This window comes from Mesomycoplasma lagogenitalium, assembly GCF_029854295.1.
In the GTDB taxonomy this organism is placed as follows: domain Bacteria; phylum Bacillota_I; class Bacilli_A; order Mycoplasmatales; family Metamycoplasmataceae; genus Mesomycoplasma_A; species Mesomycoplasma_A lagogenitalium.
In genome coordinates, this window is record NZ_CP122979.1 from 410096 (window position 1) to 426689 (window position 16594).

Annotated in this window: 12 protein-coding genes; all 12 read left to right on the forward strand. The window is 24.9% G+C overall.

Annotated features, from left to right (window positions below):
- The first annotated feature begins 56 nt into the window (after positions 1-56).
- On the forward strand, positions 57-1400 hold the full coding sequence (locus tag QEG99_RS01770) for an ABC transporter ATP-binding protein (protein WP_280102297.1): 1344 nt from the start codon (positions 57-59) through the stop codon (positions 1398-1400).
- A complete protein-coding gene (locus tag QEG99_RS01775) occupies positions 1390-2238 on the forward strand; it encodes an ABC transporter permease (protein ID WP_280102298.1) in 849 nt (282 codons plus the stop codon). The genes QEG99_RS01770 and QEG99_RS01775 overlap by 11 nt, the downstream gene beginning before the upstream one ends.
- Positions 2231-3064: an ABC transporter permease gene (locus QEG99_RS01780; RefSeq protein WP_280102299.1), complete on the forward strand. Its 834-nt coding sequence runs from the start codon at positions 2231-2233 to the stop codon at positions 3062-3064. Before QEG99_RS01775 ends, QEG99_RS01780 begins: the two co-directional genes overlap by 8 nt.
- Positions 3051-4769 (forward strand): type 2 periplasmic-binding domain-containing protein, encoded by a 1719-nt coding sequence (locus QEG99_RS01785; protein WP_280102300.1) that lies wholly within the window; start codon positions 3051-3053, stop codon positions 4767-4769. Before QEG99_RS01780 ends, QEG99_RS01785 begins: the two co-directional genes overlap by 14 nt.
- Positions 4770-4902: 133 nt before the next feature.
- Positions 4903-6327: a pyruvate kinase gene (gene pyk / locus QEG99_RS01790; RefSeq protein WP_280102301.1), complete on the forward strand. Its 1425-nt coding sequence runs from the start codon at positions 4903-4905 to the stop codon at positions 6325-6327.
- Between the two features lie 164 nt (positions 6328-6491).
- Positions 6492-8810 carry a putative immunoglobulin-blocking virulence protein gene (locus QEG99_RS01795; RefSeq protein WP_280102302.1) on the forward strand — a complete coding sequence of 773 codons (2319 nt, stop codon included), beginning with the start codon at positions 6492-6494 and terminating at the stop codon, positions 8808-8810.
- An 11-nt stretch (positions 8811-8821) separates the two neighbouring features.
- Entirely contained in the window at positions 8822-11110 is a 2289-nt protein-coding gene (gene mip, locus QEG99_RS01800; RefSeq protein WP_280102303.1) for an Ig-specific serine endopeptidase MIP, read from the forward strand.
- Positions 11082-12569 (forward strand): MSC_0624 family F1-like ATPase-associated membrane protein, encoded by a 1488-nt coding sequence (locus QEG99_RS01805; RefSeq protein ID WP_280102304.1) that lies wholly within the window; start codon positions 11082-11084, stop codon positions 12567-12569. Before mip ends, QEG99_RS01805 begins: the two co-directional genes overlap by 29 nt.
- Positions 12556-13065 carry an MSC_0623 family F1-like ATPase-associated protein gene (locus tag QEG99_RS01810; RefSeq protein ID WP_280102305.1) on the forward strand — a complete coding sequence of 170 codons (510 nt, stop codon included), beginning with the start codon at positions 12556-12558 and terminating at the stop codon, positions 13063-13065. Before QEG99_RS01805 ends, QEG99_RS01810 begins: the two co-directional genes overlap by 14 nt.
- A 2-nt stretch (positions 13066-13067) precedes the next feature.
- Positions 13068-13982: an MSC_0622 family F1-like ATPase gamma subunit gene (locus tag QEG99_RS01815; protein ID WP_280102306.1), complete on the forward strand. Its 915-nt coding sequence runs from the start codon at positions 13068-13070 to the stop codon at positions 13980-13982.
- Position 13983: 1 nt separating this feature from the next.
- Positions 13984-14457, forward strand: coding sequence for an MSC_0621 family F1-like ATPase epsilon subunit (locus QEG99_RS01820; protein WP_280102307.1), 474 nt, complete (start codon positions 13984-13986; stop codon positions 14455-14457).
- Complete coding sequence (locus QEG99_RS01825) at positions 14447-16594, forward strand: MSC_0620 family F1-like ATPase-associated subunit (RefSeq protein WP_280102308.1); 2148 nt, start codon at positions 14447-14449, stop codon at positions 16592-16594. Before QEG99_RS01820 ends, QEG99_RS01825 begins: the two co-directional genes overlap by 11 nt.

Consider the following 16594-nt stretch of genomic DNA (forward strand, 5'->3'; position numbering starts at 1 on the left):
CTTTAAATAATGAGGTATTTACAACTTAAAAAATATAGAAGGGTTTTATTATTAAAATGAAAATAGAAAAACAGAAAACTCTTATTGAATTAGTTGATGTAGATAAAGAGTTTGGGACAAAAAAGGTTTTAAATAATGTTAATTTAAAAATTAAAAAAGGTGATTTTGTAACACTTTTAGGACCATCAGGATCTGGAAAAACTACAATTTTAAGATTAATTGGTGGATTTGAATGAACAACTAGAGGTGAAATCAAATTCAACGGACTTGATATTAAAGATCTTCCTGCTAATAAAAGGGATGTATCAACCATTTTTCAAGATTATGCTTTATTTTCGCATTTAACAGTTTCAGGAAATATTAAATATGGATTAAGATTAAAACGTTATCCTAAAAACGATATTAAAGAAACAGTTTTAAAAAAACTTGAATTAAATGTTGAAAAATGGACTCAAAAAGCTAAAGAAAAAATGGAATTGTTAGATAAACAACAAGAGGAATATACTGAAAAATTAAACGAACAACAATTATCCAAAATTAAAAGAGCTAAAATTCAAAAATGATTGGATGATTCTGATTTTAAATACTCATATTGAGAAAATTATGTAAATTCTAAAATTGAACATTTTGAAAAAATTCATTTAACTAGAAAAATTACTAAAAAAGAAATGGAAGAAGAAGTTCAAAATATTATTAAAATCGTTGGTTTAGAAGGCAATGAGAACAAAAACATTAACGAACTTTCTGGTGGGATGAAACAAAGAGTAGCACTAGCACGTTCATTAGTTATTGAACCTGAAATTTTATTATTAGATGAACCACTTTCTGCACTTGATGCTAAAATTCGTCAAAGAATGCAACAATTATTAAGATCGGTACAAAAAAAATTAGGAATTACATTCGTTTTTGTTACTCATGATCAAGATGAGGCACTTGAACTTTCTGATAAAATTGCGGTTATTAGAGACGGTGAAGTTGAACAATATGATTCTCCAAAATTCATTTATGACTATCCAGTAAATAAATGAGTTGCTAATTTTATCGGTGATGCAAACTTTTTCGATGCTGAATTTGTTCAACCTGGTAGAGTTAAAATTTTAAATCATATGATTGAAACAATTCATACTGAATTTGAAGAAAATGAAAAATTAGATGGTCTAGTAAGACCTGAAGACATTATTTTATCTAGAAATGCAAAAAGCCACTATCATGGAAAAGTTATTAAAAGCGTTTATAAAGGATCATATTACTTTATCGATGTTAAAGTGGGAGAAAAAATAATATTAGCAGAAACAACTGAAAATTTTGAATTAGGTGAAGAAGTTTATATTCATTGAACTAAATCGTCTTTACATTTAATGAAAAAGGATCGTAAAGGATTTACAGGCGATGATAAATAAACTTATTTCTAAGGCGAAAGTTAATTTAAATCCAAGATTATCGCTTTCATTAGTTTATATTATTTTTTCCATTATTTTTATTTTACTGCCAATGGTTTTACTTTTGGTTAAAGCAGTTTCTCCATTAAAAACTGATGAAGAAGAGATTTTTGATAATTATTTATTAATTAAACAACCTGGAACTTGAATTATAATGTGAAGATCGGTTTCAATTGGTTTAGTAACGGCATTAATTTGTTTAATTATAGCCTTGCCTTATGCATTTTATGTTTCAACTTCCAAATCCAGAGCATTTAAAATTTATTCAATTTCTTTAATAGTTTCTCCATTAATTATTTTTACAATAGCTAAAACATTTTCTTTAAGAGCGCTTTTTGTAACAATGTTTGATGAAGCAAGTTTAAATAGTTATTGATTTATGTTAGTGGGATTGGTATTTTTAAATTTACCATTTATGATTATCCCTTTATATACTGTATTTAAAGATATGCCTAAAAATATTTTAGAAGCATCAGCAGATTTGGGTTATAACAGATTACAAACATTATTTAAAGTGGTTTTACCATATGGATTAAAAGCGATTTTTTCAGGAATTGCTCTTGTCTTTTTAATGGCGGCAACTTCAATTATTATTTCTGATAAATTGCTACCAAACGGAGGTCAAAATCAACTTATTGGTAATTTAATTAATTTAAATGCTAATCCATCAAATCCATTTGATTTAGCAAGATCGTCTTCACTTGTTTTAATTACTATTTTAGTTATGTTGGGTATTTATGCTATAGTTTATTTCTTTCCTATTTTAATTTTAAAATTGAAAGGAGTTAAAAATGTCTAAGATAATAGAATTTTTTAAGAAAAATGAAATAATTAGAAAAAGCTATATTTGAATCATTTTAATTATTTTTTACATTCCAATATTTTTTGGACTAGTTTATTCTTTCAACAAACCATCAGATAAAGATTTAATTTCTACTACTTGAAATACTTTTAGTTGAAAAGGTTATGAAGATTTAAAAACTCAAGGAAAATTACTAGCACTAGCTAATTCATTCATTATTGCCATTTCAACTTCGATAATTGTAATTATTATTTCATTAATTACCGTTTTCGCTTTATGAAAACAAAAAAATAAGTCAGTAAAAAGTTATGTTAATTCTACTTCTAATATTCCATTAATTAATCCTGATATTATTACTGCAATTTCATTAGCAATTTTACTAACAACTCTTTTTGGAGTTTTAAGAGCAACTGATGAAGGAATGATTCGAGCAATTGTTTCTCATGTTACAATGACATTGCCTTATGGAATTATGTTAATGTTTCCAAGAAGCGAAAAATTTTCTAAAAATTTATTTGAAGCTTCGCAAGATCTAGGATATGGAAAAATAAAAACATGATTTAAAATTTATTTAACATACATGATACCGGCAATTGTTTTTGTCTTTGTTATTGTAACTTTTTTATCTTTTGATGATTTTATCATAACAAGAATTACTTCCAACACTTCTACAATTGGAGTTGAATTGTATCAAGGAACATTTAAAACTTGAGCACTAGCACTTGGAGCAATTATGTTAGTTGTAACTATTGTTGGAAATATAGCTTATATTTCTTATAAAACATATAGAAGCAAAAAAGGAGTGAAAAATGGCAATGTCTAAAAAAGCATTATGAACTTTAGCAGGTTCGGCAGCTATTATCGTTCCAACTGTTGCGGTTGTTAGTCACATTAAATTAAATAACAAATTTAAACCTGTAATAATGAACTATCAAAACTATATTTCAGAGTCCTCAAAATCAGGAATTGAAAAACATTTTGACTACAAAGAATTTGGAGATGTATCCGAATTTTCTAAAGCAATTGAAGATAGTCGTGTAGTGGGTGGAGTTGGCTCAGATTTTCAAATTGTTAGAATGGCTCAAAAAGAATTAATTAGAAAAGTAGATTTTGCTCGTTTATTTAAAGCTAATGAAAGTTTATCAAAAGAATTTAGTAATGATGAAAATTTAAGTGCTCAAGAAAATTTAGAAAAACGAAGAGCAGCAATTGCTAAATTATTAAGAAAAGAAACATTAGATCATTTAGATAATTACAATCAATTTATGTATATTTTAGGTGATAAAAATAAAGGAATTATTGATATTGATAATGATGGAATTCAAGATCAACTTTGAGAATTTACAATTCCTTATTATATACAAGATAAAGTTATTGCATACACTGTTGGTGATGCAAATTATGGTGATGGTAATAAACCATTAAAAGATTCAATTGCTTCTTGAAGTGAAGAAAAAAAAGAAACAATTCGTGAAAAAGGAATTAAATTTACAAAACAAGATTTAGTTTCTATTGGTAAAACCTTAAGAGAAAATGGTTATAAATATTTTGAATGAACCGAAGCGATGAGAGACAATTTACTAGCAGGAAGTGAATTAGTTAATAATCCTAATTTTACTAATAATGGATATACAGGAATAGTTGATAAACAAAATTATCAAGAACAAATTCAAAAATTTTTAGAATTAGTGGAACAAACATCAGGAAAACCATTATCGGATACTGCAGTCAATTCTGTTAAAAGTTCAGGATTAGAACTTTTAACAGCTTTAATTGATATTGGAGTAAAACAAGAAGTTGGATTTATTTATAATGGAGATGCTTTAGATGCATTAAATGGAAATGATAATTTTGATTATATCGAAGATGGTACAAGTATTAAAATCATTAGACCAAAAAATAATTTAACTTTATTAGACGGATGAATTATTACTAAAAACATTGATGATGAGTTGGCAAATCAATTATTAGATGATTTATATGAAAATATCTACAAAGGTGAAGATTACACTCTTAATCAATTAATTTTTGAATCGGCAGAAAATGTTAAATATAATTATGTGCAAAAAGATGATCGATTAGTTGAAGAAAAAGGTAGAGCATATATTTTAAATTTTGAAAGTTTACCAAATTTAGCTAACTTTGATTTTGTTAATTACACTCCTTCATTTAAATCTTCATATGAATATTTTGAAAAATTTTATTTTAATGATGCACTAACAGTTGTTAAAGAAACTAATTCAGATGAAGAAGAAGGATATAATGTTTTATTAAATAAAAACGGTGAAATTTTAAAAGATGATCCGCTATTAGAAAACATTTTAACTGAAACAACTTCTAATTACTCAAAATTAGCTAAAAATATATATAAATCTCAGCAAAAAACTCAAACAATTTATGGTTTAGAGCCTGATGAAAATACTTTAAAAGAAGAAATTTATGAAATTAATTATAAATTCATTGCACCAGTAGGTGAAAGCTTGAATTCAGAAATTAAAACAAAATACATAATTACAACAAAAAGTTAAAAATAAAACCAAAAAATGGCTTTATTTTATTTTTTTAAATATTTCTTTTTTTTCAATGAAAAAATTAAAAAAATAGTAAAATTTATAAGTATATAAACCTTATATAAAAATTAAGTCTAATAAGGAGAAAACGGTGAATATAACAGATAAAAGATCAAAAATTATAGCAACAATTGGTCCTTCAACTCAGGACTATGAATTATTAAAAAAATTAGTTGAAAATGGTGTAACAACTATTAGAGCTAATTTTTCTCATGGTGATTTTGAAGAGCAAAATGCTAAATTCGAAAATGCTAAAAGAGTTTCTAAAGAACTAGGAATTCCAGTTTCTATTTTACTTGATACTAAAGGTCCAGAAATTAGAGTAGGAAAAATGACTGATGGTGCACAAGTTATTGAAGCAAATTCAGAAGTTACAATTTGAACAAGCGCAGAAGCTTTTGCTAATTTTTACGGAACAAAAACCGAATTTTCTGTTTCATATGAAATGGATAGAGATTTACAAGTTGGTGATAGAGTTCTATTTGATGATGGAAAATTACAATCAGTTGTTGAATCAGTGGAAGAAGGGAAGGTTGTAGTTAGAGTAACTAACTCTCATAAACTAAAATCAAATAAAAGAATTAATTTACCAGGTGTTGAATTTTCATTACCATTTTTAGCTGAAAAAGATATTAATGATGTTAAATTCGGAATTGAAAAAGGTGTTAATTACATAGCGGCTTCATTTGTAAATTCTGCAGCTAATGTTCATGAATTAAGACAATTATTAAATGAAAATGGTGGTTCACACATTCAAATTATTTCTAAAATTGAATCCCATGTAGGAATTGAAAGAATTGATGAAATTATAGAAGCATCTGATGGTATTATGATTGCTAGAGGGGATTTAGGATTAGAAATTCCTTATCAAGATGTGCCATATCATGAAAAAAATATTATTAGAAAATGTAGATTAGCTGGAAAACCAGTAATTGTAGCAACACAAATGCTTGATTCAATGGAAAATTCTCCACAACCAACAAGAGCAGAAGTTACTGATGTTTATTGAGCGGTTGAACTTGGTGCTGATGCAACAATGTTATCTGGTGAATCTGCACAAGGAAATTTCCCACTTGAATCAGTTCAAGTTATGGCAACAATCAGCAAAAGAGCGGAATCAGAATTTTATAATAAACTATTTTACAAAGTTCAACTAGCAACAATTACTAATACATCAGTTGGTAAAAGAGCATTAATCGCTCATAAATTAGCACATTTGACAATGGATGAAAATATTAAATATGCTATTGTTTTATCAAGAACAGGTGAGTTATTAAAAATGGTTGCTAAATTTAGACCAAATACAGCAATTATTGGTATTTTAGAAAACGAAAAAATGATTGGCGGATTCGGGGTAACATCATCAGTATTTACTTCATTAAATTCACTTTCATTATTTGAAGAAATTAAGCAAGATCCTCTTAAAGCAAAAGAAGCATTAATACCATATGGGGCTGTTGAGGGTGATAATTTTGTTGTTGTTGAAAACGATAAAATTGAAAAATATACATTTTAAAATGTATTTTAAAACTACTAAATGACATACATTTGGCTAAAATGTATGTTTTTTTTATTATTTTTTTTAAAAAAATAAATATATTTCGTTTTTTCTTGCTATAAAAAAAAAAAAAAAAAAGTATAATCTTTAATATCTATTAATAACTACCGAGGGAGATTAATATGAAGCATTTTTTAAAAAAATCTAAAAATAGAAAGATGATTGGAACAATTGCTATTGCTGCTGTTGTGCCAGCATCTGTTTCATCATTACTTTATTTTGCTACTACAAGTAGCGAAAATAGTGTTGATAAATCGAAATTACTTAAAGATAATACAATTAAGTTAAATGCTAAAAATAATTTAGATTTTAGTGATGGTTTTATCTCTAGCCGTGATAATAATCAGCAGGAAATTAAAAAGGAAGAAAAAGTTGAAGATAATAAACAAATTAATGTTGAAAAGCCGGTAGAAAAAGAGGAAGTGCAAAAACCAGAGGAAAAGAAAGAAACACTAGTTAAAGAAACCGCTCCAAGTCCTAAATTCGAAGAAGTTCAACCAGAAGAACTAACTCCTCCACCTCCTGTTTTAGAAACTGCTCCAACACCCGAGCCCACTCCTGAACCTAAACCAAATCCTTCGCCTAATTTAGGTGATGGAAACATTGAGTATTTAAAATTTGGTAATTTAACTGTTAAGGCAATTGTAAAAAGACCGAAAGAAAGAGTTCAAAGTCAAAATGACATTGACAAAGGAATTACTAATAGAGAAGAGTATCGTGCTCAAGTTATTTCTGAAGTTGTTTCAATTGAAGTTACAGAAGAAGTTATTAAACAAAATACTGCCAATTCAGTAAAAGGACTTTCTATTTTAACAGCAGGAGCTTGACAAAATACTTTAAATGAGTATAAGAAAATGAAACCTGAGGATCTAAAAGACTTTTTAAAAGTTCAACAATTTTATTGACCATATTTATTGCAAAAATATAAAAGACTATTACAAAATGGTGATAAGGTTTATGAATTTTTAACTGATGAGGGTAAAAAAATTTATTATAGTGAATTAAAACCAATTAAGGAAGATGAAGTAAGATGAGCTAAAATAATTGCTTATATTGATCAAAGTAAATTTACAACTTTAAGACCTGAAGTATTAGAGTTTTTAGCTGAAGGAAAAGTTATTGAACCTGATAATCAAAATATTTATGTTGACGAAAATGGAAATTTAGGTTCTTGATCATATTCGCCATTGTTAAACACAGTTCAAGCACGTTTAATTAAAGATAATTCAGAAAAAAGGGTTTTTGGTAATTCTGGTTACAGAGGAAGATATCCAGCTAATATCGGAAAGGGTGTTTATGATGGTTGAACCGCTAAGGACATTACTTCTGATCAAAGATTTCAGAATTATAACATTTCAAAAGCTGACGGATTTACAATTAGCGAATTAACTAGAAATGAACCAATTGAAGGAAAAAGAAATCAAGGAATAGTTGTTGAAATTGATATGGCAAATGCTTCTGGATATGCAAAAACATTGAAATTTATAAAACAAGCTAAAGAAAATAATTTAGAAATTACTACATATAGATTTAGAAATATCGGTTCAAAAGATGCAAATCAAAGATTTTATGAAATTTTTAAAGAACTGCCTGAGCATTTACCACAACTAGAACTATTTTTTGAAAGTAAAAATACTTCAGCATTAATTGCTCTTGAAAATAAAAAAATTGACGAACTTTCACTTTTATCTACAGGAGATCAATTATCTGATCAATGAAGTATTAACCCTTGAGCTTTAAAAAATGTTGCTTGAGTTAATACAGTTGATTATACATCGGGTGTAAATTATGGAAAACCAGTTCCTGGAAGAATTGTTTTCGATTCACTTGCATTTGAAGAATCGGATGTTGGCGCTAACAAAAATCTTGATAGAATAAATGCCGGTTTAAGAATGGCATATTGAGTTAGAAATAATGAAGGAATTTTCCAAGGTTCATTTGGTGGTGGTGTTAATCCAGATTATGAAGAAAAGGGAAATAGTTATCCAATTGGAATTGATTTAAGTAGAGTTCCTTCGTTAAAAACATTAAGAGGATTACAATTTAATGACATTGAAAAACCTCAAAATGGTTCAAGAAAATTAAAAAGAATTGTGTTATTTAATTCAGGTGGAACATATGAATTAGATACAGATGAATTAAATAATGCTCAATTTACTGTCTTAGATACTACTATGCCACAGATGCCAAGAAGTAAAATAATATTTAGTAATGGTTCTGAAACTAAAAAAATTAAAATTGTTTCAACTAAGCAAACCAAAACAATTAATAGTGAAGGAATTAGGAATTTAGATATTTTATTAAATTTTAATGATGGGAATTTTGGATCAAATACTGTTTTTCTAGTTAATAAAGGAGATAGCGCCCTTTATAATCAACTAAAAAGTCTTGGTAAAAATGTTCAATATGATACATCAGATAGTGCTATAGATTTTCTATAGGAAAGGAAAAAATGAAAAAAACAAAGAAATTTTTGCTATTAAATAGTACAATTTTACTTCCCATTCCACTTTTGCTTTCTTGTAATGAAAGTAAAAGCAATGAAAAAGCTTCTGAAATTTTTGAAGATAAAGAAAAATCTGATACTAAAAAATTAAGTGAAATAATAGAAAAAATTACTATTAAAGATGATTCTTGAAAATTTAGTAATTCATTTGGAATACCAGTTCCTAAAAGTGAAACTTATTTTACTGAATTAAATTTAGCAACATCAAAAATGGAATATCAATTAGAGGGAGAAAATTCTGATAAAATCGATAGTAAAATAATCGCTTTAATCCCAGAAAGAGAAAAAGAAAATAATTTAAATGTTTCTAATCTTCATGGTAAAGGAACATTTACGTTAGAATTTTGATTAAAAGATAATCCACAAGTTAAAATAACTAAAAATTATCTTGTTGAAGGTTTTAATCATAATCCGTTTAATACCGATAGTTCAGGAAGCATTCCGATTGAAAATGTTCAAGAACTTCAAGAGAATACTTTAGAAAAATATATAAAAGCAAATCAATTACAAAGATTTGAAAGCGATAATAAAGATTATGTTGAAACACTAAAAAGACAATTTACTTTCGATAAGCCATTTGATATTAACGATATAAGAACAGAATTAAAAATAAGCGAAGAAGAAAAGAAAAAATATGATGAACTAGCTAAAGAAGCAAAAATCGATTCATATGATGATGCTAAATTAAAGGGATTTACTTTACCAACATATAAAGAAGGTAAAGTTGAAGGTCTTTTATTAAATGATCGTCCAGAAGTTGTAAAAGGCCCATCTTGAGTTGATGCAGTAGGAAGAGATCAATGACAAATTAAAGGAGTTCCAAGATATTTAGTAAATCAAAAATGAAAAGATGCAGCATTGCAAACATTCCAAGTTCTTTTTACTAACACATTATCTGAAGAGGAAAAAACATCAACTTCAACTTCAGGAACAATGTGAATTATGGACTTTGAAAAACCTGAAAATGGAAAATATCCAACTAAATGATATTTTGGAACCAATGTCCATGTTGCAGAAGCTATTACTAATAAAACAAGAAGTTTTTCAATCGCTAGATTAAATAAAGATGCTGGAATTAGAACTAAATTTAAAGTAGTTGGTTTTGATGAAAATTTCACTAGATTCACATTCCAAAATAATCTAGGAGATCCAATGATCAAAACAATTTATTCAGGAAAAGATTATTTAAATTCTAAACCAAGCGACTTTTTAGCAACTGAGCAAAAAGAAAAATTTAAAGACAATGAAGAATTTGTAGATTTTGCAGTAATTGAAATTGATTTTAGCAAACCAGCAAAAGAATCTATTAGCGCCGATGTAGCTAAATCAAGTAAACATTATGAATGAGCTGATAAATTTAAAACTGAAAATAGAGAAGATTTAGTTAAGTTAATTACAAATGATTATGCAACCGAAACAGATAAACATATTAAATTTTTAAAAACTTCATATTTAAAAAATTACAGTCAAATTGATCGTCCATTAAATAAAAATGAAACTTATAATGGAGATGATTTATACATCGTTGGTTATCCAGCTTCAAAAAGTGATTACCTTCTAGATATGTATGCTGATGCCGATCAAATTGAAGCTGGAAAATACGGAATGGAATTTAGTTTATGAACAAATGCTGATCGTAAATTTTATGATGCAATTAAAGTCGATCCAGTAACAAACAACTTTATTAATTTCAGTGAAAAAGAAATTAATCAAGGTAACTATCTATCTTATCAAATTGGATATCGTACTTACACCGATAAGCCGGGGGTAACTGATGAATTTTATGCTGTTCATAGATTAGGTAAAGATCTTCACACCGCTCCTGATGGAACGAAATTTATTGCTTCTGGACTTGCTTATTTACCTAAACATTATGCGCCAGGAGGAGGAGCATCGGGTTCGTCTGTTAGAAATCAAAATAATGAGCTAGTGGCAGTTTATCATGCTGCTAATTCAACTGCAAGAACTGGATTAGCTGTAGCATTTAGATCAGAAGGTTATGATTATAAAGGGGCATTAGGAACATATAATTTACCACAATATGATTTAATTTACGGCGGTGGTAAAGATCAAAAAACTTCCTATCGTCAAGCATTATTGTCTCAATATCAATCAAATAGCAGTTTTAAAACTAATTTATTTCCAAATGGTGTAAATGAAATTCCGGAAGAATTTAAATTTACTAATGAAACTCAAAAGGAACAAAATGGCAATTCAACACCATCAGCTAGCTAGATTTTTTAGTTGAAAAAACATTAAAATAACTAATAAAATGTTTTTGCTACTAAAATATAATCTTTTATTTTCATTAACTATTGGACTATTTTTTATCCTTTTATTTAAAAATTTTACCTTGTTAGGCCACGATCAAGGGGCACAATTACTTTTTAATTTTAATTTACCAATTACAAGGCAATTTAATTTTTTATTAATGACAAAAACGGTAATTTTATTTTTCACGTTCTTTTATTCGTTGATTAAAAATTATTTTGAACTAAATTTTAAAAGGGAAATTGTTAAAATTTACTTACCTTGGTATTTTCTTTATTATTTATTGACAATAACTTCTTTTATTTTGTTTTTTGCATTTAATCCATATAAAGAATTTAATAATGCAATAAATGATCCTAATTTAGTTTATAAATATTTTGGCTTAACTTTTATTTTATTAATAATAATTTTAATTAATATAAGTTATAGTTTCTACTTTTATTTTAGTAAAAAAAATAAAAATAAATTAAAAGAAAATCACTGAATTTCTTTAGCGTTTTCAACTAGCAGTCAAGCTATTTTATTTCTATTTTTTGCTTTAATTTTTTGAAATTTAATTGAAAAAGAAGGTCAAATTAGCACAATTTTAAATCAAGGAGAATTTTATAATTATTTACAGCAGTTATTTCCTGTTAAAAATTATAAAAATATTTTAGTAATTATTTTTTCAGTTTTAATCGTTTCAGTTTTATTTATTTTTGCAAACAATTCTCGTATTCTCTTTTTATTTAAAAAGGAAAATGCTCTTAAATATTTTAAAAATTTATTAGTTGTTTTAACTTTTATATTAACTACAATTTTACTTTGATTTATAATTATTATTTCTAGTGAAAGAGGTTTTTATAAAACAATTGACAATGTTGATAGTTTTACAATAAGCATTATTATTAGTCAAATTATTTTAAGTTTATTAATAACCGCAATTTATATAATAAGTTTTTATATTGAAAAAATTAAAATTAAAAATCAATTAATGAAAAATTTATATTTTTTAATAGTTTTATTAATAATGTGAAGTTCGTTATTTGTTTTCAGTAAATATTTATATTATCAAAAAGAACAAAATTTACTTTTATTATTTAATTCATTATTTTCAATAACTGCAATATTCTTTTATTTTAAGAAAAATAAAAAAATTGATTTTTATAAAATATTTTTTGTTTTTATCTTTTTAAGTTTATTAATAAGCTTTTTATTTATCGAATCATTAATTTTAATTTTAGTTTCGAATGATAATTATCATTTATTAGCAATCAATGAAAATTTATCAACATATGATTTATTTTTAATTTTAATCATTTCACTTACTATATTGTCAATTATTAGTATTTTTATAGAATTATCAATAATTTTATTAAAAATAGATTTCAAAAAAATACAAATTTCTAAGAAAGGAAAAATAAAAAATAATGAAAAAATTTAAATGGTTTTTATCTAAAAAGAAAAAAGAAGAAAATTCTTTAATGTTTCCTTTTTTTGATTTGTACAAAAGATATGAAGATGTAAGAAATAGCAATCTTTTTATTAAATATGATAAATTTATGGCAACCGTTTTATTAAAAAGTAGTTTAGGATTTAAATCACAAGAAATTCTTGAATATGCAAAAGAATTTGAGCAAGCATTAAAGAAAAAAGAAGAAATTATTTTTCAAAATTTTGTTATTTCATATAATGTTGATCCAAAATATGGACATAAATTTTTAGTTCCTATAACCACTGATAAAATCAGTTCTAACAATCAATCAGTTAATTTTAATAAAAAGACAGTTTTTTATGAAAAGTTAAATTTTCAAATTCAAGAACTTTTAAATAAAAATTGTTACATTGAACTTTTTCCTGGATTAATTATTTATAATTTTCAAGATTTTAAACTGCCTAAATTACTTTTTAGCAAAAGCAACATTAGTCAAATCAATTAATTATGCACTTAAAAAAAATAATCCAGAAAAAAAATAATTTACAAAAAATTCATTTAAAAGTTAATAGCGAAAAAAACATTTTATTAATTTCAATTATGAAATTAAATCAACAATTAAACTTTTTTGTTAATAATGCCCTTTCAGTAAAGGAAATTATTAAACAACTTGATGAAAAATATCACATTCAAAATGAATTTATTGAACAAAATTTTAGTAAATTAAACATTAATTTATTGCAAAAACTTCATAAATTAATTAAAATAAATTCAAATAAAGAATTATGAATTTATTTAAAAGAAGAACAAAAATACGCAACCGATTCATATAGTAGATATGAAAAATTAATGCTTGAAAATAGTAAAAAAAATAAAATAGATTTTATTGCCTTAGGTGAAAAAGCAAATGATTTTTTTACATCAAATAATTTAAATATAGTTAAAAAACTCAATTTAAATGATGTTAATTTAGTTAAAACATTATCAGCGATTATCAAATTTTTATATAAAGAAGAAAGATATTCTAAAATTAAGTTTGTAATTAATTCCAATAAAAGTTTTAATGAGCCATTTACAATCTTGCCGATGAATAATTTTGATAGTCAAAAATTTTCATTAAAAAATTTAGATGTTAATAAATATTATAATTTCAACATTTATCCTAATATTTCTCAATATCTTGAAACTAGTACTAATATTTATATTGAAAATATTGTTCAATCACTAATTATTGAATCTGGTTTTTATAATGCTAAAAACAGTTTAGTAAAAACTAATAAAATTTTAAAAGATTTAGATGAGCAAATTTTAAGTGTTTCAAAAAAAATAACAAGAATTAAAAGAGAAAAGGAAATTGAAGAAATCGTTATGCTCACTAGAAACAATAAATCTTTTTCATTAACAAATGAGGCGAAAAAGTAATATGAAAAATATTAATAAACAATTATTTCATATAGAAATTAGATTTATAAATAATTTTAAATTTAATTTTTGAAAAAGTCACATTGAATTTTATTTAAAAGAAGAATTTAAATGAGTTTCTCTAGAGCAAGATTCGCTAGTGAGTTTTGAAAATATTTTAATAAAAATTACAGATACCACTTCAAAACAAATAAGTTATATTTTTCTTGAAAACTGTAATATGATCATTTTAAATAATAAAGTATTTATCAATTCATTAAATTTAAAAAATATTTATCAAGAAAGTAAAAAAACAAAATTTGATGATGAAAATATAAAGAAAATTAATGAAAAATTAACAGATATTAAGTGAAATAGCAAATTAAAAACTAAATTAGATGATTTAATAGTTAAAAGTCAATTAATTACAAACAAATATAAACAAGAATTAATTAATGAATTTAAATTAATAGAAAAGGAGTGAAATGAAAACTAAAGGCAAAAAAATTATTAGTTCACTTTCTTTATTAACTCCTATTTCGGTATTGCCAATATTTATAAGTGCTGATGTAGAAACACCAAATAATAATAATAATAATGACAATAATAATTCAGCTAACAAAAAGAAAGAAAAAAGTCCAGAATTTGACACCTTTGCAAAAATAAAGGACGAAAAAATAAAGCTCATTTTTGATTTAGCAATTAATGATGTACTTGCAAAATTAGAAGAAGAGAAATTGAAGTTAAAAAATAATAATGAATTAGAATTTAAAACTAAATTGGAAAAAAATTATTATTTAGAAATTTTAAGTAACTATTTAAAAACAAATAAAGAAAAAATTATTGCAAATCCTAATGCATATAATTTTAATGTTATTTTTCCCAATGTTTTTTCGCTTAAAGAAAATTATAAAAAAGGGAAAGTCGTTTTTCAAAATAAAGAATATAACGATGTTATTTTTGATGAAAATGATCAATTAACAAATTATTTACCCCTTTTAGGTGATGGTGGAAGGCAAGAAGTATCTAGCGAAGAAAAAAATGTTTTTACTAAATCGGAAATTGAAACGTTTATTAGTAAATATCAAGATTCGTTAAAAGAACAACTTTATTCAATAATTTATAATGAAAATGATATTCCTAAAATTAATGAAAAAATCTTTTTAGATCCAGAAACAATTAGCAAAAATGACGGAACTAGTATTAGTGCCTTGGTTTCTAATCCGCCTGAAAATTTTAAATCATGAGATGAATATATTCAAAGTAGATACAAAGATAGATATACCGCATTTGATTTAGAACAAAATAAAACCATTGATGAAGAAGAACCAAGTCAAAATAACAATCAAAAACCAGAAGATAAAATTGATAAATTGCCTGAATTTGATGAATTAGATAAACTCACAAATCCAGGTGAACCATTTGATACAAAAACATTTATCGAAAAACTTCCGCCTTTACAACCGGAGTTTTTAGCAAAATATGTTAATAGATCTTTAGATGAAATTTTAGTTTTATTTGAATCTTCTCCTGATAGTGAACTATTTTTCTTTTTTAATAATCCAATTAATACTAGATATAAATATTCAATTACTAGCATTGAAAAAACCGAGAATAATAATTTTTTAGGAACAGTTAAAATTCAGGATGTAAATGATCCAGAAATTTTTCGTCTTTATAAAACATATTTGACAACTGATACTAATTATAATTTTCAAAAAGTTTATGAAAATTATGTTTCATCTATTAAAAACCAATTTACTAAATTATATAAAGCAGTTCAATTAGATGAAAAATTGGATTTTGATAAATTGCAAAATCAAAATATTAAAACAAAATTAAGTGAATTAATCGGAGTAATTTCAAAAGATTTATATTACACTCAAAATTTTGTTTCTAAACAATCAAACATTATTAATCAAGGCATAAAAAATATTGCTGATAAAGAAATTAATGATAATCAAATTTCTAATTTAACAGATATTTTAGATGCGCAATTATTAGTAAGTTTAAAAGCAAGTAGAATTAAGTTTATGCCTTTATTTTCTTATTTACCAGAAGCATATCAAGAAAGTTTAAATGCTTATAAAGAAATACTGAAAAAAGAGGGAAATTTAAATAAATTACAAGAAAAATTTGCAAAATATAATGCTGATTTAGTAATAATTAATAAACTTGTTAATACACTAGATAAAGACATTTCTTTAATTATTAAATTAGCAAATGCCAAAACTTTCAATATTTTAAGTTGATATGATGAATATATAAATTTATTAACAAAAATAAGCGGTCAATTTTCAGTTTTAAGAGATTTATTAACTAATGAACAACCAACTGAAGAAAAAGAAATGCAAGAAACACAAGAAAAAAACTTTTTAGCTCAATATCAACTTGCACATGATTATTTAAAAAGTGAGAAAAAAAGTCAAAATTTATTTTTAGTTATTTTAAGTTCGATTTTAGCAACCGCTTCATTAATCGGAATTTCTTTATCTACAAATAATTATTTAAAAAACAAAAAAAATAAAAATAATTCTCTATTAAAAACAAATTTAGCAATTATTTTATTATCAGCAGTAGTAATTGTTTTAGCAATTGCACTTTTAGCTTTAGGAATAATAGGAGGAATATAA